Genomic DNA, 21,473 nt, shown 5'->3' on the forward strand with positions numbered 1-21,473 from the left:
TTATATACACAAACGAGGTAAAACCATTTTTTGGTTCTACTCGTTTGTGATTTCAAATGGCATTATATATGATTGATAAGGGTGAAGAATGAAACGGCAAAAGGATTTCCCTTCCTGGACTATTTTATTGACTTGTTGAACTAATCTATCCTTATCATTAGTTTCCACAATAATAAAGTCATTTAGAATGAGGTCAATATGTTTTACTTCAATATCATTTCGTTGTAGTATTTGTTCTATATCATAATATATTCTTAGTTTAAACGCATTATACTTAGTCATCAAATCTTCTCCCAGGCTTTATTTTGCTAGAAGTCGGCTTCTTGGTGTAAGTTACTATATTCTCCACATATTCCAAAAAACACTGCAATATCTATTAATATTAAGTTTATCTTTTACCACATGAAGAATTGCTGGATTAGCTTTTATGGACATCAAACTCCCCCACTAATCCCTCATCATACAGCTATACATATACCTACTAAACAGCATTCTTGCCCAAACTTTACTATTCTGATAGGATTATTTCATCTATGAATTGAAAAGGGTGATAACATCATGACCACACAAACCGATACAGCAAAAAATACAAAGCTCACCAAGTTCTTAAACGGAATTGAAAAGGCCGGGAATAAACTTCCGGATCCGTTTATGCTTTTCATCATTTTGGCTGTCATCGTTATCATTGCATCCTGGATTATATCTTCATTTGGTGTTACCTTTACCCAGCCTGGAGAGAATGAAGAGGTTGCTATACAAAGCCTTGTTTCAGCAGAAGGCTTACAATATATGCTCACGTCCATGATGGACAACTTTGTTGGGTTCACCCCACTTGGAATCGTGCTCACCATGATGCTCGGGATAGGGCTGGCCAATAAAGTTGGTTTGCTGGAGACGCTTATCAAAAATACGATTTTACAGGCACCGAAGCAACTTGTAACCTATGCCGTCATTTTCACAGGTATTTTGGGGAATTTGGCTGCTGATGCGGCTTTTATTATCGTTCCGCCACTTGCAGCAATGGTGTTTTACAATGTTGGGCGTCACCCGTTAGCGGGGCTTGCTGCAGGTTTTGCTGGAGTTGGTTCGGGCTTTACCGCTAATATCATTGTGACCAATACAGATGCGGTACTATCCGGTATCTCAGCAGAGGTAATGGGAGCATTAAACACGAATGTGACTGTTACACCGGTTGATAACTGGTTTTTCATGATTGCCTCCACGCTTTTATTAACTGTAACAGGCGCATTGATTACGGAAAAAATAGTGGAACCACGACTCGGAAAATACGAGGGAAATGCAAATAAGGAATTTGAACCTACAAAACCAATTGAAAAAAGGGCATTACGAAATGCCGCAATTGCAGCTATTGGTTATATTGGCCTCTTGTTGCTTGTTCTCTTCTTACCAAATTCACCACTAAGAAGTGAAGATGGCGGAATGATCCCTTCACCATTTCTAGACGGGATTGTGCCAATTATTATGCTATTTTTTGTTACTACCGCTGTGGCCTACGGGACCACCACGAAGAAAATTGAAAACTCCCGCTCCATTGCTAAAATGATGGGCGATGCGATCAAGGATATGTCCGGATTTATCGTGCTGGTTTTTGCAGCGGCACAGTTTATTGCCTATTTCGAATGGACAAATATCGGCTCGTGGCTTGCCGTGAGCGGAGCGACATTTCTGGAATCTGCCGACATGACAGGAATTGGTATTGTTATTGCCTTTATCTTATTGACTGCTCTTTTAAATTTACTTATTTTTAGCGGATCAGCTCTATGGGCACTAGAAGCACCTGTTTTCCTACAGATGTTTTATTTCCTAGGTTACCACCCAGCCTTCATTCAGGTAGCTTACCGGATTGCTGATTCATCAACCAGTGTCGTTACGCCGATGAATCCTTACTTTATTATTGTCCTCGCGTTTATGCAGGAATACGACAAAAAAGCCGGTTTAGGAACACTAATGGCTTTAATGCTGCCATATGCCTTAATATTCCTTACCGTGTGGATTTTGTTGTTGTTGGCATTTGTATTTTTGGGACTCCCGTTTGGGCCGGGGATTGGTGTTTATTTGTAAATGTTTAATTATTGCAAGAGCCTCCACATCTGAGGGAGGCTTTTGTTTTTTTGGAATCGAGATTTGGAGAGGTTGTCTCCCGGTTCGGATTGCTTCTCTCCCGTTTTGGAGGCGCTGTCTCCCGGTTCGGACTGACTCTCTCCCGATTTGAAGAGGCTGCCTCCCGGTTCGGACTGACTCTCTCCCAATTTGAAGAGGCTGCCTCCCGGTTCGGACTGACTCTCTCCCAATTTGAAGGTGCTCTCTCCCGGTTCGGACTGCCATACTCCACTGTAGACAAATCGCCTTCACTCATCCGATTCTTCTATCCGGTTCATAAACTCTTCCGCCGCGCTGTATCCTTGCTGCTGCAGGTACCAGTTGTTTGCTGCGGCTTCAATCAGGCCGGCCACATCTCTGCCTGGCTGGAGTTGGATTTCAATATGGGGAATGGGGACACCCATATAATCCGTATTTTCCGTTTCCATCTCCAACTCATTATTCAAGGAATCCTTCTCCCATTTCGTCAGTTCGATATCCAAGGCAATCCTCGTCTCTTCCTGAAAAGCCTTCCTTCCATACATTCGTGAAACATTTAATAATCCAATGCTTCTTAGTGCAAGAAACTCCCTGTTTTTCTCATTATGGGTACCAAGGACCGTTTGATGGCTCAGCTTTTTCAAAATAACAATGTCATCCGCTACAAGCCTGTGCCCTCTGCCAATTAAGGTATGGGCTGTTTCACTTTTCCCCACACCTGACTCACCACGCAGGAGTATTCCGATTCCAAACACATTCAGGCAGACCCCATGTACGGCAATTTCCGGCGCCAGGGTTCTTGTTAAATGCCCGTCTACTTTGGCAACAAAATCCGTTGTCGTCTCAGCTGTTCTGAGTAAAGGAATATTTTCTTTTGTACAATATTGCTTCAAATAGGTCAGACCCTTCTGTCCACCTGTTACGATAAAACACGGCGGATGGTAATGGACGACATTACCTATTCTGAGGTCTCGTTCCTCACTCGTTAGCTGATGCAAATAGCCAATTTCCTTTTTTCCAAGTATCTGAACACGTTCCATTGGAAAAAAATCAAAGTAGCCAATGAATTCCAGACCTGGCCGATGTGTCCTCAGCTTCGTAATCGGCCGGTGCAATTGATCGTCCCCAGCCAATATTTCTAAGGAAAATTCCCGTACTAAATCCGCAACCTGAATTGATTTCACTTCTCCTACACTCCATCTCCCATAGCGAACCTGTACAAAAATTCACATGTGTACATATATGGGTAAGTTTTCTCTAGTGTAACAAAAGCAAAGCGATCATGTACGATTCAAGCTTTTCCACAATGCTAATCGCTTCGAAACGTTTGTAATAGTCGATAGAATAATCCTTTGTATTTCATATCAAAAAGACCAGCAATGAAAAGAATGACAATGATACATAAAATTGGTTTCTTATTAGAAATCTGCTTCACAAGGTCACCTCCACTGAAATTAGTAAGTAATCACTATAAGCTACTTAACAAATCTTTACAAGCATCCACCTTCAGCGCCTAAAATTCTTTGATACTCCCATTCAAAAAGACTAGCAACCTAAATAGCCGCTAGTCTTTTTTTCTATTAGTCTAATGCGCTGTGTGTTTATCTGTCACCAGCTTATGCGCTTCGATGAAATCTTTTAATGTATCGTCTAAATTCGGACCGTCCATTTCATCTAAATCATAGTATACACGTGTACTTGGCTTATTAATGGAAATGACGCGCGTTAAATCGATTGGTGTTCCAATAATGACAGCATCACAGTCCGCGTTATTAATCGTTTCTTCCAGATCCTTTAATTGCTTTTTGCCATATCCCATTGCTGGAAGCACATTACCAATATGGTTGTATTTATGAAATGTGTCTTTCAGTGTACCAACTGCAAATGGCCGTGGATCAATGATTTCCGCAGCATCCAAACGTTCCGCTGCAACGGTACCTGCACCAAGCTTCATTTCCCCATGTGTCAACGTTGGCCCATCTTCAACGACTAACACGCGTTTTCCAGTAATAAGCTCGGAATCATCAACGGTAATCTCTGATTCAGCTTTAATAATCGTGCTCGTTGGATTTGCAGATTTTATATTGTCTTCTACAATTTGAACAGCTTCCTCTTTTGCACTATCCATCTTGTTAATGATAGACACATCGGTTGTCCGCAAGCACACTTCGCCAGGATAGTATTTCAGCTCATGGCCTGGGCGATGCGGATCCAAGACAGTAACCGCTAAATCCGGCTCAACGAATGAGAAATCATTATTTCCCCCGTCCCATAAAATCACGTCACAACCATCGGGGTCATTTTCAGCCGCTGCTAGAATTTCTGCATAATCAACGCCAGCATACACAATGTTTCCTCTTGATACATGCGGTTCATATTCTTCCATTTCTTCAATCGTACATTGATGTTTCTTTAAGTCTTCCACTGTCGCAAAGCGCTGTACACGTTGCGCATTTAAATCACCATAAGGCATCGGATGTCTCAATACAACGACTTTTAAGTTATGCTCTAACAGTGTTTCAATAATTTTCCGCGATGTTTGGCTTTTTCCCGTTCCAGTCCGAACAGCAGTAACAGAAATGACTGGCTTCTTGCTTTTTAACATCGTGCTCTTCGGACCGAGCAACGTAAAGTTAGCACCCGCTGCATTCACAATTGCCCCGATACCCATCACATCTTCGTAACTAAGATCACTAAATGAAAAAACACACTCATCCACGTCTAAATCTTTAATCAACGCCGGTAATTGATCCTGTGAATAAATCGGGATCCCATTTGGATAGAGATCTCCCGCTAATTCACTTGGATATTTACGTCCATCAATATCTGGAATCTGTGTTGCTGTAAAAGCAACAACATTATATGCTTCATTATCACGATAATACGTATTAAAGTTATGAAAATCTCTTCCGGCCGCACCTATAATTATAATATTTTTTCTCTTCATAGCACTCTCTCCTATAATTGTAACAAGTTATTTATAATTATAAATAGTAATGTATATTTATGCAAGTATATTTTTAAAAAATCTATGAAATAAAGAAAGAGAGGTCGATTCCCTCCATGTTTACTTATGCTAAATACACCGGAAGAGCTTTATCCAGCACCAATTCATCCTCTTTAACAATCGAATCATAGGCCAAAATCTGCACACCCTGTCGTGATGCCTCTAATAAAGCATCGGCAAAAGCCGCATCCATTTCTCTATGAGGGACAAAAGTACGGGCAGCTTTCATTTGTACGACAAACAAAATCACACACGTATATCCTTCTAAAGCGGCATTTGCCAACTCCAATACATGTTTCGTCCCTCTGGTAGTCGGCGCATCCGGAAATAAGGCGATCCCACCCTTCTCAAGTGTTACGCCTTTCACCTCAATAAACCCTTTTGCATCCTTCTGCTCAAAATAAAGAGCAAATCGAGAAGCACCGAAAGTAACTTCCCTTTTTACCAATTTCACCGAACCAAACTCCGTTATTTTGCCTTCCTTAAGTGCATCAAAGGCGACCGTATTCGGAGCCTGGGAATCAATATTTACCCAGCTACCATTTTTAGCTGCAGCAATTAGCGAAAACCTTGTCTTCCTATTGGGATTCCCACTCCTTTCCAAAATAACCTCAGCATCCGGCCTGAGAAGTTCTTTTAAGCGGCCGGTATTTTTTATATGTACCTGTTCTAATTTGCCGTCTATGAGGACTTCGGCTATGAATCTGTTTATACGCTTGTGCAGTCGAGCGTGTATAACTTCTCCATATTTCATATGTTCACTTCCAAGTTTAATTTTATTGTTTTCACTCTCGGGTTGATCCTACTCTTCATCCCGATCCCTACAACATGGCAGCACCAAGCTTTTTAAATAGTTATTTTCATTAAAATCAGGATAACTCCACCATAACCTAATTTACACCAAATAGTAATTTCCTGCACTGCATTTAAATGTAAACTTTTTAAATAAAAACATCCCTCACCACGCGGCATGTGAGGGATTCTCTTTCTTCTATTAATTCCTAATCTCCGCTCCACCAAGAATCGTAAGGCAATTTAGCTTCAACACGACGACTTCATCATCTTCCCTAGCTTTCCTTGTGCTATCCTCCCATCCACCAAGAATTGGGGTACCGGAAACTTCCACATGAACATTTTCTGGTACCATGATACTCGCTCCTCCCATGACAGTGGTCAAGTCAAGCGTGGCTCCATCTGCAATCACCGCATCACGGAGATCAATTTCCGCGCCACCGAATATCGCCGTGACACTTCCACCACGGAAGTTCTTCGATTGACTCCTAATCTCTGCACCTGAAAAAAGCGCAAACGTGTTTAAATTCCCATCCGTATGAGGCGTTTTTCCACGATTACCTCGGGTAAAAATAATGATGATACCGATAAAAATGAAAATTAGTGGGAATAGGTAAGAAGCTAAATTCAAGTCAAAACTTTGATTCACGAAAAAGAAGATTCCCACAAATAAAAACAAAAAACCTGAAATTTTAGAAGACTGCGTGCGGCTGAATAGCTGCATAATACCGATGACAACTAGAATGAGCGGCCACCAAGTAGACAGTACTTGCCCGAAATCAATGACATCCGCTTGGTTCAAGAGAAAACCAAAACCAAATACAAGAAAAAACAGACCTAGCCAAAGTCTTCCAGCCATGACATACCTCCCTAAACACTTATGTGTTTGTAGTGATCACTGATATAATTATTCACAAAATTCTATGATATGTCAATACGGAATGAAAATTTTGTGCAGAAGCTGGCTCCGGCCTCAGGTCCGTTCAACAATCGACTATATTCCAGTTCTTTTTACTAAACCAAAGGCATGTACAATTTCTTCGCATCATTCACTTCCAACTTTTATTGTAAGTAAAAAAGATACGATTCCCATCGTAAATTCGGAAATCATACCTTTTTAAACTTTTTCAGTGGTCTTATTTGGAAAGGGATTTCTATTCCGATTCGTGAAGTGACAAGAGCACCACCTTTATTCGTCTACATTCTGCCATGTCTTTCCGTCTATATTATCGCGGGCTACCTCCTGTACTGGGTGAAGGGAGTGGTTCTTTTCTCGTTTTTCATCGGTGTACTGCTCCAAATCAGTACTCATGACATCATTTAAAATAGCAGGATTGTCGGTTTCATATTGCACATTTTTAAAATGCTTTTTATTCCGTTCATCATTCCACACTGTAAGTCACCTCTAACCTTCATGCATATTACCAATAGCATTTCCGGTTTTTTAGTAACTATGCAACTTCCGTGGTTAAAAGAAACAAAGTGCCTCCCTCTCTATTTAGCCTTAAACATGATGATTGTTGATACTCTGATAACCTCTGAAAAACGAGTAATTCATAGGCTCCCGGTCTTCACCTTATCCATACCCGCAAACCGCCTATACGATCGATTAAAAATCAACTATACTCCAGTTCTTTCTCACTTAAACCAAGCGCCTTTTCAATCGAAGCTTCAATCTCTTTATAAAGCTCTCGATTCTCTGATAGCGAAACACCATAAGAAGGTATCATTTCCTTAATTTTCGGCTCCCAGTCTTTCAATTGCTCAGGGAAGCATCTTTCCATGATCTCAAGCATGATCTGAACGGCAGTAGAAGCACCTGGCGACGCGCCCAATAGTGCGGCAATGGATCCATCTTCAGCACTCACAATTTCCGTACCAAACTGAAGTGTTCCTTTGCCACCGTCCTTGGTATCTTTGATTACCTGCACACGTTGGCCAGCTACGACAATATCCCAGTCTTCACTTTTCGCATTCGGAATAAATTCTCGTAATTCTTCCATCCGTTTCTCATTCGATAAAACAACTTGCTGCATGAGGTATTTTGTGAGCGGCAACTCTTTAACACCTGCTGATAACATTGTTAAAAGATTATCCGATTTTACGGAAGTAACTAAATCAAGCAATGAGCCGGTTTTCAAAAACTTCGGTGAGAAGCCTGCAAACGGTCCAAATAGCATCGTTTTTTTACCATTGATAAAACGTGTGTCCAAATGTGGGACAGACATTGGTGGTGCACCAACTTTCGCCTTTCCGTAAACTTTTGCATGATGCTGCTCGATAATTTGTGGATTATCACATACCATAAATTGTCCGCTTACTGGGAATCCCCCGATATGCTCTGCTTCCGGAATACCTGTTTTTTGAAGTAAATGCAGACTTCCGCCTCCACCACCGATAAAGACAAATTTTGCTGTATGGTATTCAAGTTTCTCGTCTTGCTTATCATGCACCTTTACTTCCCATAATCCTTCACTATTACGCTTAATATCTTCCACACTGTGGTTGTAGTTCACATCAATGTCCGTGCTCTGCAGATGATCAAACAAGATACGCGTTAACGCTCCAAAATTCACATCTGTACCAGCATCTATTTTCGTTGCAGCCATCGGTTCATCTGACGCGCGACCATTCATGATGAGCGGCATCCATTCCTTCAGTTTTTCCTTTTCATCGGAAAATTCCATCCCCTCAAATAGCGGATTACTTGATAGCGCTTTAAAGCGATTTTTTAAAAACGTTACATTGTCTTTCCCATGTACTAAGCTCATATGTGGTAAGGCTCTAATAAAGTCTTGTGGATTGCGGATCACATTGCGGTTCACAAGATATGACCAAAACTGCCTGGAAAGCTGAAACTGTTCATTAATTTTTACAGCTTTCGTAATATCAATAGATCCATCCGGTTTCTCGGATGTATAATTCAGCTCGCACAATGCAGAATGCCCCGTGCCCGCATTATTCCATTCGTTCGAGCTTTCCTCTCCTGGTTGCCCGAGTTTCTCAAACACCCTGATGTCCCATTCTGGTGCTAACTCTTTTAGTAATGACCCTAACGTGGCACTCATAATCCCAGCGCCAATTAAGATAACGTCTGCTTGTGTGTGTTTGTTACTCATTTTATCCTTCCTTGTCTTTTGTGGTTTGGTTTGTGTGTATGTAGATTGTTTGGGTTTGGTTTTATATAAAGGTATGTGTTAGATAAATAGAAAGTCTCTTATTTCTTTATTATAAACCTATTTTGATAATTTTTAAATGGATAGAGGGTTGAATTTTTGATTAGCCAATAATAGTCGTATAAGATAGACGGTTTACTGACTGTCATTGGTGCGGGTCCATCAATTATTTTTCTCACAGGATCTTGTCTATCAATGTTCGGGCAAATCCCTTCATGGCATTGTTTATTATTTACATACCAGTCACTCCGGTCATACAGATTGATTTGCATCATAGATCTAGTAAATAGATAATAGCCATGATCAGATATTTCTATTTAACTTGCGCTTGTTAAAGCATTACCATGCACAGGATCAACAAACCAAGAAACCCGTTAAAAATCAAGAATAACTATGTCTTCCACCTCCAATAAACACCACATACAATAGTAACGAATCAATCACTTATTGGAGGTGGAAGGGTGTATTTTTTTAAACCTGTTTCTGATGAGGTTCGCTTATTTCAACATAAATTCAGGGACCATAAAAAACCGATGAAACTCATTTTAGCATCTATTTTTGCCAGTATTGCCGCTATTTTTCAGTCAGCTGGGGGCTTTTTGCCGGGGATAGGTTTATTTTTAAGTCCGCTTGCCACTGCGCCTATTCTGTTATGTGCCATGTTTTCCATTCCGTTTGGGATAATGTCCTGTTTCCTGACAATTATGCTGTTATTCATCCTGCAGCCGACGGAACTGATCATATTTCCTTTTACAACGGGTATGCTCGGACTTGGCATCGGGGCTTCTTTTTCCTTTTTCAGGAAGAGAATAAGCATCATTGCTGTTGGCGCTATTCTTTTAATGTTGGGGATTATGAGTCTCTTGTTTGTTTTTCGCTTTCCTATTTTAGGTCCAGTCGTTTCTGATTCCTTTTCCTTTGTGGCAGCTGGGGGTATTTTGTTATTTACTTTCCTTTACAGCTGGTTATGGGTTGAAATTTCCCTCATCCTCTTTAACAGATTAAAAAGGATCATGATTTAGTCATGGGACAATTTCAAAAACAGTACCTTGGTTAAAATCCGTCACATTCATAGATCCATAAACCCCTAAATATAATCGGCTCTGGTCCGGATCCGTTCCCAAACTGACAAAATAAGCAGATTCAGACCCAAAATCATAATCGGTTTCAATCACATGAAAATCACTCAATTTACAATCCGGACGGGGCCTGGTATAAGCTAAAACCCCTCTGGCAGGAGTTTGGGAGTTATCCGTCCGAAAAATATCGGTAAACACAACGCTTCCCGTTAAATCGGGGATGTCTCTCCCCATATAGGCATGAACCCCTGTAAGTGCAGTTCCCGCAAACTTATCCGGTCGGGGATCTTGATGATAATAGCTGGTTAACGGCTGAATCCGCTTCACTGAAGTTTTAATTACTTCATCGTAATAAGCAAGGCTTTTCTCATCTGAGTCCGGATTATGATTGCAGTCTCTTAAAATCGGAGTTGGCAAATCACCTTCCCATCCCCGCCAGCCAAGGTTGATAAATCCTTCCTGATCAAGTTCAGCGTTTCTTTTAGTGGCTTGAACAATATGGGGCACAGAGATTGGCTTATAAGGTGCGAATGAAAAAATGGACTCTACCAGTTCCTGTCCGACATTACCTACATATTTCATATACTGATCATAATACCTTTGAAAAGAAATACCCGGTGAATTGCGAACCCCCTTGACAATTACCGTAAGTGTCCCCTGAATAGATGCAGGAAGTTCATGAAAACGTGTGACGATGGGTGGATGCCCGACAGATGTATGCTGGGCTACATCGATTTCAATTATTTTTCCGCATATTTCCCTATCGTCCTGGCTCAAATTAAATGGGTCATAGCCTGATCCGCCATCCCCGGTTGTTAAAACAAGCTTTCCTGTCTCAGGTGAAAAGTTTAAACTATCAACACCATTATGATTAGCGAACGGTCTTCTTAAGTTAAGTAATGTCCGTCGTATTTGCGGCTGACCATTCGATTGCCACACCCATTCTTCAACGGTATCAATATGATCATAGTGCGTCTCTCTATTTGTCCACGTGTTGTTCAAGTTCTCGGGATCACACGGATCAGGAATAAAAGATGCTAGAGGCGCACCCGGACCTTGTGTTCCAGCTGCGGAATAATGAAGGTAAAACAAACCATTATAATAAAATGCCGGATGAAACGCTACTCCAAGCAACCCCCGCTCATCATACCCGCCATTAGCAGTACCAAGCTCCAGGACTCGCTGCCTGATATCCAAAAAAGTTCTGATTTCTCCATTCCCTATGCAAAAAATTTCCCCTAACTGGGTAGCGATAAATAACCTTTCCACTGCGTCACCTGGAGGCATCGCTGATTTCATAACAGTGGGTAAATTTAAATTGCTTACAATTGGCCGTAAGTTAACCTTCACGTTTTTCAAGAAGTTGACCTCCTTCTCATGGGTTCTTTTATAAGAATATGATTGGGATTGTTTTGTCAGTACCAATGTTGAGTGGGGCGGGAGGGGAAAATCTTGAAGGAAAATGGGATTACGATCAAATTTTTTATGCATTCACTACACACTTACCTATTTACCTGCGCATATGTATAGCAATATAAAACATACAAAGGAAGTGAACTGCATGCAGAACGGTCAACTGCAAATGCTGCGTCCGGTATATTTCAAACGCTATTGGGTCAGTCCTGGTCAGTCCCACAGTGTGCTAAAGCGTTAACGAACGGGGGACTGACCCTAAAATTCATTCTGTCAGTAATTACTTTTAACAACTCTGCTTCAAATCTTTTACCTTCGAGTCTTTTATCTAGTTTTGCAAAGGTGCTTTCTTTTTATGCCTTAAACTGCTTGGGGGGTCAAAAGCTTAGAATTATGAAATTAGTTCAAAGAAGTAAGCTTTATTTCTATAAATAAGCCCACACAACTACTCTCTACCCATAAATGCAAAAATTACCCTTATTACAATAAACATGCCAAGGAATATAAGCAGTCCATAAATCATGTTTTTAATTGTCATCCAGAAAACACTAGTTTCTCCACTTTTCCCATCGCTTCCTTCTATTCTCGTGAACGTACCAATTTCACTTTCTTTCCCATTCTGCAAAATGCCATAGAAAAGCGTATCATCATCTATAAGCTCGAAAAAAACCTCTGTCACTCCATCTACGTAATAATAATAGACATCGTCCTGAATGACTTCCAGACGGTTTTCATTCTTCTCATATTCTACAGTAAACATTTGATCAAAATTCAATGTCACTGTATCGTTATCCATAATCTTAATATTATACCTTGGTTTACCATCTCCACTATATTCTCCATAAAAATCCGACTTTCCACACCCGCTTAATATCAACAGTAAAATAATTGCAACTCCTAATAGATAAGATCTCTTCATTTTCACCATCACCTCACTTTATAATAACTTAGACGCCCTTATTAGTTATAAAACCGTAATAATTATTTTCACTTCAATAGCGAAACACGAAAAGCCCTAATGGATAAAGAAAATCAGGCTACAAGGGCTTACATTAATTATGAAAAGCACACCTGTTAACTCTTCCTATACAAGAACAATGAGTGATTAACAAGATCATGAAGAACAGTTTTTTCCAAAACCATCAAACCATACTCTTATACGCCCTAGCCACCAACCCTGGCGGCATTTCCTCTCGCAACTCCCATACAAAACTAATCGGCTTCTCCCCAGAATAACGCACATAATCGCAAGTACCCAAGAACGTGAACGGCGCCGTATAGCCATGTTCCCTTTTGTAATCCCTAACGAACAAAGCAATCTGATTTCCGTTTTGTTGGGCTTTGAGCTCTTAGAGTACTTTGCGACTGGCAATGGAATAATTTTTCATTGATCACATAATCCTCATATAATGTTGGTGGTGAGAAGTCTTTTTCTGATTTATTTAGAGTTATTAAAAACACATCCACACGTTGCTCTTTAAAGTGCTTCGCTCCTTCTCAAAATGCTGGGCGTTTGCCTCGTTGTAATAACCGAAGGCAGCCATAATCTGATGTTTAGTGTAAATGGTATGTACTGTTAAAGGTGTTGTAAAATCAAAATCATTAGCTTTTTCAATGGATTTAATCGAATTATAGTTCAATGTCAGTAAATCTAGTATCTCCTGCTACATCCGCTCATGTCCCAACACAGACTGGAGGGCTTCACTTACTGATGCAAACCCCTCCTTTGCTGATCCTTTTGAAAGAAGGTGTAATAAAGCATATTCACCATTAGTTTTTCTTCTTCATCATGAACTTCGGGCTCACCCTGCGCCTCTACATATCGAATGAAAAACGTCGGGAGCTTACTGGAATTCAAATAAAACAGTTTAGGTAAACGCTTCACGATCTTTTCTTCATTCGCACAATAAAAGTCATCCTCCACACCTGCATCCACCAGCATACGTTGAAAGGAACGATTTCCGCTTTTGCCATAAAAATCATAAACAGATAAATGATAATGGTTGAGGAAATGAAATGAAGAGGATGATATGCCCTCTCCATAACTTCTATAAATAAATGTATCAATATTATTCATCGAGTGCATATATGGATCGACCCTTTAAACACTTTTTCAATTGTTATATTAATAGAATAATATTGTGAAATTAATTTCCACTAAAATGTCGAACAACTACTTTTTCTTCATCACTCAGTTGGAATAAATCCATTACAAGTTCATCAATACGATCATCTAATTTTGTTCTCTCTTCCAGTACATCTTCAGACTCAACATTTTGATGCAAACTTAACTGCTGCTGAACTAGGTTAGCTAGTTTTGTTTGTTTTTCTGTTGTACAATTTGGAATAGGAAATTCCCTCATTTGGGCAGTGGTGAAACGAGGAAATGTTTTACGCTGGAGCATATCAAATTTCATTGCTGCCCAAAATGATTCCACCTTTGAATTTAATACTCCAATTAGGAAATAACCATTGATAGTTAAATTAACTACTGTTTTAGCACTTTGATTATTTACGGCCGTTTCTCGTAAAAATGTAGAGTTAATCGCATAGGGTAATTGCCCGCTAATTTCTCTAATAAGCAGTCGACCCCCGGAAAAAATCGATATACTACGTGGCTCAGCTAAATTTTCACCATACTTTATATACTGATGATATGGAGTTATAAAATATCTTCCAACATCTCTACCTCCTAGATAAGGTAAATATGTTTCATCTAGTGGCTTAGTACTTTCATAAGGTTTTGTTTTCATCCATTCTTTAAATTCTTCTTTGTCTACTGGTTGCTTAGGGGAACCTTTTCCACGTTTATATGCCTTTAATCCCACTTTTAAAACACCATAATTTGGCTCTAAAGGCAATGATTCCTTTTGAATTTTCTCCAGTATCGAATGTCCTAAATCATTCGATTCCTTGTTCTTAATTGATGCAATATTAATTACATTTTTCCCATATAATTCGGAGGGCAATACATCATCGATAATATTAACCTCTCCATATTCTAATTCTGCAAGTGTAACTTGTGTTGGATCTTTTAATGTAGAACTGATTATACAATTATCTATACTTGCATCCTCAAAAATTCTATCTCGTGAATTTAGTATAAATAAGTCGCCTGTTTTACTTAGTAAGAATTCACGCATTTCTTTATATTGATCAACCGTCAAAAATGAGTTCGGTATAATAACTGAAACATGCCCGCCTGTTCTCAATAATTGAAAGGCAAGTTCAAGAAATAAGCCGAAAGTATTGGCTTGGTATTTATTCAATTTATACTTATCTTCAAAGTATCTCTTCTCATCTTTACTAAACGCATTATTTGATGAATAGATATAGGGCGGATTAGCAATAATTAAATCAAAACCTATATATTTACCATCTGTATCAAGAATTTCAGGAAATTCCAATCGCCACTCAATCGCGTCTGACCACATTGGATTCTTCACAGATTCTTCAAGATGTTTTTTTGCTTGTTTCAATTCTTTCTCCGCTTTTTTTATATCAGATTTACGTTTTCTGGCTTCTTCCTTCTCTTCAAAAAAAGACAACTGACTTAACTTATTTAACCGTCTTCTGCGCTTTGTTACTTCTTTTCTTTCTGGAGTTTCAAAGCTAGTTCTTAGGGTCGATTTTATGTTTGCAATCTTATCAGATATTTCTTTTTTTAATACCTTATCGTTTGAATTTTTGTACTCATTAACAAGCTGATAATATTCATCAAACTTCAAGAACTTACCTCGTTTATCATCGGTATCAGTTTCAAGAGGGATATTATAAAGCAAACTGTTACCAGTCTTTATATTAATATCTATATTAGGCAAAGTTATCAATTCTTCTTCTGCACCTTCAACCTGCTCATAATAAGAATTCTTTAATAGTTCAATCCATAAACGTAAGCGACAAATATTTACTGAATTTGAATTAATATCTACACCAAACAAGCAATTTTCAATTATTCTACGTTTTTCATTAAATAGTGACTTTTGAATATGATAGGACTCAACATTATCTGATTTGTAGGTAAAGTTATCACCGTTCATATCTTGTACTATAAGCTCGTCATTTACAACTGTGCAACGAATTCTATTCATTGACTTTCCCTCGTGATCCAATAAAACACCTAACTCACTTTTAATAGCTATTAATTCATTTAACACTGACACCAAGAAATGCCCGGAACCAACGGCTGGATCACAGATTCTAAGAGAGTTAATAATAGTGTTAGCATTTTTAGCATCCTGCAGATCACGAATATGGAATTTAATATCATCTAACGTTCGGACTTTCCAATCATTCAATTTATTAAATTTATCAACTACAGTTTTTCTAATTGCCTTCCGTGCCATGTACATGGTTACTTTTCCAGGTGTGTAATATGAACCTTCTTTATATCCATTGATTTTTTCAAAGATCAGCCCCAATACAGAAGCATTTATCAAGTTATTTTTAACATCTTTTTGGTGACGAATCGCTGTTGAAAAATCGTAAGCATTCAGAAACTCAAATAAGTAAGTTAAAAAATTTAAATTGCCTGTTTTACGTTTTTGGTTATCTCCTTTCAATACTGTTTTGCTAAATACCTGTATTGGTTCCTCTCTAAGCCTATCAATTCCAATATATGTACGTTCTAATTCGTATTCCTCAAACAATGAACTGTTTAAATAAGGAACTTTTTTATACTTTTCTTTCAGATTATTAGGACGTGAATTAGGCCTTTTCGCTAGCACTCCAAAGAATAAATCCCATACGTCTTCAAACGTCGAAACAAGGTCTTTGGTTAGAAATTTGTAACTCTCATCGTTGTTGAACAAGGTAAGCTGACTCTCTAATAGTTTTAAGAATAGAATTCGATTTATCCAGATAACTGATAGCTGAATGGCTGCTTCGTACGCTTCTTCTTCTGGTACATCCTTAATAGTTAATCGGTTAATTGTGTTTTCAACAAAAGAACCTTGTTGCCGTTGTCCTTCTTGTAATCGACGAATTACTTTCCGACCATTTAATTTCACTTCTTCTAACCCCATCAAATAGAGCAATTCGTCATAAAAGTTTCTGTTCAATTTGTTTGGATCCACAAAAATTTCCTTTTTCAGTAGATTTTCTGGGGTAAAAAAACGGTAGAGTTGGGTAAGATTACTTTTTTTCAATTCAATTGCTTTAGACTTCTTTTTTTTAAAAGCATCTGTTAAATCAAAATGAGCTATCTTAATTCCTTTTTCTAGAGCCAAATCAATTGCTGGCTTACAGATGTTTTCGTATAAAAACTCAGTGCTTGCCCCTGATGTTTTACCTGTCCGCCATAAATTATATTCGTTCAATAATTTCTTATTCTTGATAAAATGTTTTTCTAATTCATTAGAATCAATGACGAACCATGATAGACCATTTGTGATTATACATTTTTTAATTTCAATGTTTTCATTAACAATCCTTTCTCTTAGATAATATGAAAGAATTTCTTGAAAAGATTTTCTGTTAAAGTCTTCAGTATTTATCATTTCACCTTTGTTTGTCGTACTTTTCATCTCAATAATAATGCCAACTGAGCTGTCTACGCTTCCTCCATTAAAAACTGCTAAATCTGCGCGTTCATTTGTATTAATAGAATTTTCATTTTTAAATACTGCTTCATTCAAGAATTTGCTTAATAATCCTTTTTGATGTTCCTCTGATTCATCGAATTTTATTCGTAAGTTGGTTAAATACTCAACAAGATATTTTTCAAATAACTGTTTTTCTTCTTCAATTGGCATAATAGCTTGAACGTTTTTTGACATACTTTGTTTTAATGTAAGCGGTTGAACTGCCATCTCTTTACCTCCTCAAGCAATTAATTATTATTAAATAATTGGCGGGTAATTTTTCGTTAATGAAAAACTGGCTGCATTTGAAGAATCTTTACCATTTGAATTTGAAACTATGGATTTTTTACTTCTGTCACTTTCCCTTTCATCCAAAAAGTCATGTGCCCCGGTTATAGAATATAACTAACTAATATAAACTTAAATTTCTACAAAATAGAAAGACTCCCTAAATTACCTTTCATATACTCTTTAAGACCACGCATATTAATTTTATATGTTCACTAGGACAAGCGGATATTAAAACAGCTATAAAGGGAAGCATTATTTGATTCATTACCGAAAAAGTTTCAGCCTGGATATTTTATATGAAATAGTCTGTTACTAAAATAGTATCACCTTATTCTAAAATGATTCACCAATTATTACCTCAGAAATGATACACATTTTTAAGTGAAACATTATGAAGAGGATTATTATTACAAGAGAGTTACTAATAAATTATAATATGCTACTACTGAAATACTCTATTCGGATTGTTGAACTTGCATAATCATATCATTCAAACAAAAATCCTCGTTGATTTTTAGGACAATTAATACAAATAACTTCATTATGACTAAATAATTTTCTTTATGAGTTGCTTCGTCAATATTTGGACGGCTACCTAGAGTTCCATGAGCATACCTGTTTCTTAACCGTGGCCCATTCTGGAATCTAGAATTATTCAAATAATAATTAAAATAATCCTGTTCAGGTTTTGAAAATAATGATGAATTAAAGTATATCAGTCCTTCTTGATTCATTAAATCTATTTCATCTCTAATTTGAGGATGCATTCGATAATAACTAATGGTTTCACTATAGTAGAGTTCATACAATACCTTAATTCGCTTTTCATTAGTCCAACTAATTAATTCATGTTTATCCAATTTTATATACCCAAGTTCTCGCAGATGATTAAGTCTTAGCTGCTGATGATAGTAAAAATCTGAGTAATATATGTCTTTTTTTAACATCAGTTCAAAAAAAGTTTTACTATCTTTCTCAGTATTACCTAGATGTCCTAGCCCGGACTGATCGGAAAATAAGTAATAAAAAGCCACATTTAAAACTTCTTTAGGATACACATATTTTTTATCTATCAAACTTGGTACTTGCTCATAAGGTAAACCACTTGATGAAATTCCTAAAAGCTCATGATTGATAAAACCGTATTCTACATAGCTTTTATATTGAGATAAAATATATTCTATTTCAGGTAATATATCTCTGCTTTTTTCTCTGTATAATGTACCTCCGGATGGTAATTCTGCATAATAATTTTTCACTTTAAATTCTTGGTTTAAGTAAGTAGTAAAAAACCATTCTATTACATTTTCAAGGTTAACACTCTGTTCTTTAAGGAACATATAATATGCAACAATCATTAAATCAGCTAAGATTTCCTTAGCTTGAAATACTGTTCCTTTTGGGTAATCCCTTTTCGATCTTAGTCCTAAGACATTTTCAAGTGCACTGATGTCAGAAGGATGACTAACAAATGAAATACGACCATTACTATCAATAAAGCCAAATATCCAAATAAAGTTTTGTAAAACCGTCGCATAGTCTAGATTATCTTCTAACCAAGTTTTATCGAATATAATAGATGATTCCCTTCCATCAAACTTTGCAATAAAAGGTTCAGACAAATCTTTTTGAAATACAATTTTGTGTTCAAATGCTATTCCATTATTGTTTTTAAAGTACCTTCTTTCTTGTTCTTCAATACGCTTTTTCGCCTTCCATTTGAGTACATCGGATACAGAAAATTCCTTTGTATTATGGTTATTCACAATCAATCTCAAATAATTTATATTGGCTTCTTCTGTTCCTATATAAGAGTCAATTAACATGTTTACTTCATATTTGGATAATGATTTGGGAAAGTATAACCTTTTAGCTATAGCATTCCCTTTATCTATTACAAAATGATCAAGGAATAACTCCGCATTTTCGGGACTATTAATTAATGCACTTTTAACCGCTTCATCATAGTAATCAACTAAATCCTGGAAGAGACAGACTTCGTGAATGGAAACAATGATCTTCTCTATTAACCTATTAAATACATCCTCACCAATACGATTGTATAATTTATATCTGCAAAACAGTGTTAAGAAATCCTCTATATAATTCCAATGAATTTCTGTAACATTCTCCTCTATATTTAACTCAGTAATCTTAGTAAAATAAATACTTAAGTCTTTTTTTATTTGCTTACATTTTTCTTTTAAATGAAGTCTATATTCTTCTGCCCATTCCGAAAAATATACTTTATTATCTAGGTAAAGAGTACAATTAAACAGCTCTATTGCTACATTTATATCTTCTATAGCTTTTGATTCATAGCTATAAATGATTTTTTCTGCTTTTTTTAAGAAACTCCCTGCTGCTAAATCCTCAGGGCCGAAGAATTTTACCCCTTCCATTTTAATTTCCCCCTTGGCTACTACCGTAATATCAATCTTGACTTAGGTGCTCAAGCATTTTATATACTCCTCGATCCATTGCTTGAGGTTTTTTTCCTTTAACTTTCCAACTGCAATGATCGCCATTTTATTTCATTTCTTGTCGATAGTTTACCATATAACTGCATATATACTAAGTTTACGCTTTTCTGATGCAAATTACTCTTTATATAATAAAAAGTATATTGTAAGAGTATGGATATTAACACTTGCATATACATTTAATCCAAATAAATGGTTTTTAATGTTTCTAATTTTATTTACAATAGTTACTTTTCCTTTTCTATTATTTGTGTTTATAATAATGATAAATCTGTAAGGGGAGATAAGATGAAAATTCGAACCATGGTTATGTGGATTATTATTTGTATTTTAATAGCCCCATTTGTTGTTAACTTATTATTATCATTTACAACACCTATGACTTTCGGTAATGATTGGCAAAGTTTCTTTGGTAATTATATCGGTTCTATTGTCGGTGGCTTAACCGCCTTTTTCATTGCATATTATCAAATTGAGAAACAAAATAAATTGAATAAAGTCAAGGAATTACAAGACAACCGTTCATACATAATAGCCGAAGAGTTTATCGCACCAATTGATTTATCAAACACTAAACACAAAGAATTTAGTAGGATTATACTAAATGATTATTATACAGAATTCCAGTCCAATTATACAAAAGCGGAACTTAAAAAACTAAGCATTCCTTATTATAAAATAAGTCATAGAGGATTCCCCGAAATCATACTTAATTGTAGTGTTGAATTAAAATTGGCTGAAGATGAAGAATGCCGAAAGCCTTATAAAATTAACGCTCATATTGGAGTGTTTGAAAAGAATATTGATGTTTATATTCCCTTGGTAAAAGTGAAGGACGGAATCATTTATGTAAGAAGTGTTAAAATAGAGTATTCTACAATCAAGGGTGAAAAAATGCAATATATTATGGATATAGACAAACAAAAGGAGAAGCATATTATCTTTTCAAAAGATAACCGAAAGATAACATTATTTGATTTTGATATTCATTCAAGTAATTGGATTCTCCCAAATAGTAGGTCTTAACTCATTATAAAACACAAAAAGACAGGTATAAAACCTGTCTTATCCTCTTTTAATCTCTTGAAAAAATTACCTGTTCATGATTATTTTTTCTAGTCACTCCGTTTTAATCACAATTTTTATTCTATGTTTTACCACTATTTGTGATAAGGCTCCCCGCATAATCCGAAACCCCTGATTAACCTGTTCCAACAAAATCACTCGCATCATCTAATAAGGAATCGTCAACTACGAAATGATAGCGTTAGATCGATCCGCTTCTGCATTGCTTTACTAATGCCAAGCGATCCGCCTATCACAAATGCTATTTTGCCCTTTTCATCGTTGCAAGCTCATCCACCTTCGCTGCCAGCTGCTCTGAACTAATCATTTTACCACTAATCTCAAGCGTGAGGACATAGGTGTCCTACCCAATCTTAGACAGAATCCGCTCCACAGAAGTATTTTCCCTTGAATTTGGCGACTCCTATTTATCGCCTTTTACCGCATACATACTAAGTTAATGCAATCTAATTATCTAACTTCCC

The 21,473-nt window shown here is 37.1% G+C and carries 18 protein-coding genes and 1 pseudogene; 3 read left to right on the forward strand and 16 right to left on the reverse strand.

The window, feature by feature from the left end; all coding sequences use genetic code 11:
* Positions 1-36: 36 nt before the first annotated feature.
* On the reverse strand, positions 37-282 hold the full coding sequence (locus KFZ58_RS18650; RefSeq protein WP_235792784.1) for a hypothetical protein: 246 nt from the start codon (positions 280-282) through the stop codon (positions 37-39).
* Between the two features lie 276 nt (positions 283-558).
* On the opposite strand from KFZ58_RS18650, the gene KFZ58_RS18655 reads away from it, so the two are divergent.
* Positions 559-2,082, forward strand: a complete 1,524-nt coding sequence (locus KFZ58_RS18655; protein ID WP_235792785.1) for an AbgT family transporter — start codon at positions 559-561, stop codon at positions 2,080-2,082.
* A gap of 4 nt (positions 2,083-2,086) precedes the next feature.
* On the opposite strand, the gene KFZ58_RS18660 is transcribed toward KFZ58_RS18655, so the two are convergent.
* The 8 genes from KFZ58_RS18660 to KFZ58_RS18690 form a co-directional block, all read right to left on the reverse strand.
* Positions 2,087-2,377: a hypothetical protein gene (locus KFZ58_RS18660; RefSeq protein ID WP_235792786.1), complete on the reverse strand. Its 291-nt coding sequence runs from the start codon at positions 2,375-2,377 to the stop codon at positions 2,087-2,089.
* On the reverse strand, positions 2,370-3,284 hold the full coding sequence (gene hprK, locus KFZ58_RS18665; protein WP_235792787.1) for an HPr(Ser) kinase/phosphatase: 915 nt from the start codon (positions 3,282-3,284) through the stop codon (positions 2,370-2,372). The genes KFZ58_RS18660 and hprK overlap by 8 nt, the downstream gene beginning before the upstream one ends.
* Before the next feature lie 125 nt (positions 3,285-3,409).
* Positions 3,410-3,535, reverse strand: coding sequence for a hypothetical protein (locus KFZ58_RS19255; RefSeq protein ID WP_255694983.1), 126 nt, complete (start codon positions 3,533-3,535; stop codon positions 3,410-3,412).
* Between the two features lie 150 nt (positions 3,536-3,685).
* Positions 3,686-5,047, reverse strand: a complete 1,362-nt coding sequence (locus tag KFZ58_RS18670) for a cyclic 2,3-diphosphoglycerate synthase (protein WP_235792788.1) — start codon at positions 5,045-5,047, stop codon at positions 3,686-3,688.
* A gap of 124 nt (positions 5,048-5,171) precedes the next feature.
* Positions 5,172-5,861 carry a DNA/RNA nuclease SfsA gene (gene sfsA / locus KFZ58_RS18675; RefSeq protein ID WP_235792789.1) on the reverse strand — a complete coding sequence of 230 codons (690 nt, stop codon included), beginning with the start codon at positions 5,859-5,861 and terminating at the stop codon, positions 5,172-5,174.
* A gap of 240 nt (positions 5,862-6,101) precedes the next feature.
* Positions 6,102-6,758 (reverse strand): LiaF transmembrane domain-containing protein, encoded by a 657-nt coding sequence (locus KFZ58_RS18680; RefSeq protein ID WP_235792790.1) that lies wholly within the window; start codon positions 6,756-6,758, stop codon positions 6,102-6,104.
* Positions 6,759-7,088: 330 nt separating this feature from the next.
* Positions 7,089-7,292: a hypothetical protein gene (locus KFZ58_RS18685; RefSeq protein WP_235792791.1), complete on the reverse strand. Its 204-nt coding sequence runs from the start codon at positions 7,290-7,292 to the stop codon at positions 7,089-7,091.
* A gap of 223 nt (positions 7,293-7,515) precedes the next feature.
* Positions 7,516-9,093: a malate:quinone oxidoreductase gene (locus tag KFZ58_RS18690; RefSeq protein ID WP_255695136.1), complete on the reverse strand. Its 1,578-nt coding sequence runs from the start codon at positions 9,091-9,093 to the stop codon at positions 7,516-7,518.
* Positions 9,094-9,536: 443 nt separating this feature from the next.
* Between KFZ58_RS18690 and KFZ58_RS18695 the strand changes: the two genes are divergently transcribed.
* Positions 9,537-10,097: a hypothetical protein gene (locus tag KFZ58_RS18695; RefSeq protein ID WP_235792793.1), complete on the forward strand. Its 561-nt coding sequence runs from the start codon at positions 9,537-9,539 to the stop codon at positions 10,095-10,097.
* Here KFZ58_RS18695 and KFZ58_RS18700 read toward each other — a convergent pair whose 3' ends face one another.
* From KFZ58_RS18700 to KFZ58_RS18720, 6 genes are all read right to left on the reverse strand, one after another.
* Positions 10,098-11,513 carry a PQQ-dependent sugar dehydrogenase gene (locus tag KFZ58_RS18700; protein WP_235792794.1) on the reverse strand — a complete coding sequence of 472 codons (1,416 nt, stop codon included), beginning with the start codon at positions 11,511-11,513 and terminating at the stop codon, positions 10,098-10,100.
* Positions 11,514-12,012: 499 nt separating this feature from the next.
* On the reverse strand, positions 12,013-12,486 hold the full coding sequence (locus KFZ58_RS18705; RefSeq protein WP_235792795.1) for a hypothetical protein: 474 nt from the start codon (positions 12,484-12,486) through the stop codon (positions 12,013-12,015).
* A gap of 383 nt (positions 12,487-12,869) precedes the next feature.
* Positions 12,870-13,034, reverse strand: a complete 165-nt coding sequence (locus tag KFZ58_RS19430; protein ID WP_370642345.1) for a hypothetical protein — start codon at positions 13,032-13,034, stop codon at positions 12,870-12,872.
* A gap of 238 nt (positions 13,035-13,272) precedes the next feature.
* Positions 13,273-13,644 carry a hypothetical protein gene (locus tag KFZ58_RS18710; protein WP_235792796.1) on the reverse strand — a complete coding sequence of 124 codons (372 nt, stop codon included), beginning with the start codon at positions 13,642-13,644 and terminating at the stop codon, positions 13,273-13,275.
* Between the two features lie 70 nt (positions 13,645-13,714).
* Positions 13,715-17,377, reverse strand: a complete 3,663-nt coding sequence (locus tag KFZ58_RS18715; protein WP_235792797.1) for a type IIG restriction enzyme/methyltransferase — start codon at positions 17,375-17,377, stop codon at positions 13,715-13,717.
* Between the two features lie 518 nt (positions 17,378-17,895).
* Positions 17,896-19,842, reverse strand: coding sequence for a hypothetical protein (locus tag KFZ58_RS18720; protein WP_235792798.1), 1,947 nt, complete (start codon positions 19,840-19,842; stop codon positions 17,896-17,898).
* Between the two features lie 369 nt (positions 19,843-20,211).
* On the opposite strand from KFZ58_RS18720, the gene KFZ58_RS18730 reads away from it, so the two are divergent.
* Positions 20,212-20,949 (forward strand): hypothetical protein, encoded by a 738-nt coding sequence (locus tag KFZ58_RS18730; protein WP_235792799.1) that lies wholly within the window; start codon positions 20,212-20,214, stop codon positions 20,947-20,949.
* Positions 20,950-21,083: 134 nt separating this feature from the next.
* On the opposite strand, the pseudogene KFZ58_RS18735 reads toward KFZ58_RS18730, so the two are convergent.
* Positions 21,084-21,379, reverse strand: a pseudogene (locus tag KFZ58_RS18735) (23S rRNA (pseudouridine(1915)-N(3))-methyltransferase RlmH); the annotation flags it as partial.
* Positions 21,380-21,473: the final 94 nt, after the last annotated feature.

Source organism: Virgibacillus sp. NKC19-16 (genome assembly GCF_021560035.1).
In the GTDB taxonomy this organism is placed as follows: domain Bacteria; phylum Bacillota; class Bacilli; order Bacillales; family Amphibacillaceae; genus Virgibacillus_L; species Virgibacillus_L salidurans.

Coding starts and splice junctions, on each gene's coding strand:
- KFZ58_RS18655 (WP_235792785.1), top strand. CDS start 559: ATGACCACACAAACCGATACAGCAAAAAATACAAAGCTCACCAAGTTC.
- KFZ58_RS18710 (WP_235792796.1), bottom strand. CDS start 13,644: ATGAATAATATTGATACATTTATTTATAGAAGTTATGGAGAGGGCATA.
- KFZ58_RS18660 (WP_235792786.1), bottom strand. CDS start 2,377: ATGAGTGAAGGCGATTTGTCTACAGTGGAGTATGGCAGTCCGAACCGG.
- KFZ58_RS18670 (WP_235792788.1), bottom strand. CDS start 5,047: ATGAAGAGAAAAAATATTATAATTATAGGTGCGGCCGGAAGAGATTTT.
- KFZ58_RS18720 (WP_235792798.1), bottom strand. CDS start 19,842: ATGGAAGGGGTAAAATTCTTCGGCCCTGAGGATTTAGCAGCAGGGAGT.
- KFZ58_RS18715 (WP_235792797.1), bottom strand. CDS start 17,377: ATGGCAGTTCAACCGCTTACATTAAAACAAAGTATGTCAAAAAACGTT.
- KFZ58_RS18705 (WP_235792795.1), bottom strand. CDS start 12,486: ATGAAGAGATCTTATCTATTAGGAGTTGCAATTATTTTACTGTTGATA.
- sfsA (WP_235792789.1), bottom strand. CDS start 5,861: ATGAAATATGGAGAAGTTATACACGCTCGACTGCACAAGCGTATAAAC.
- KFZ58_RS18680 (WP_235792790.1), bottom strand. CDS start 6,758: ATGGCTGGAAGACTTTGGCTAGGTCTGTTTTTTCTTGTATTTGGTTTT.
- KFZ58_RS18650 (WP_235792784.1), bottom strand. CDS start 282: ATGACTAAGTATAATGCGTTTAAACTAAGAATATATTATGATATAGAA.
- KFZ58_RS18730 (WP_235792799.1), top strand. CDS start 20,212: ATGAAAATTCGAACCATGGTTATGTGGATTATTATTTGTATTTTAATA.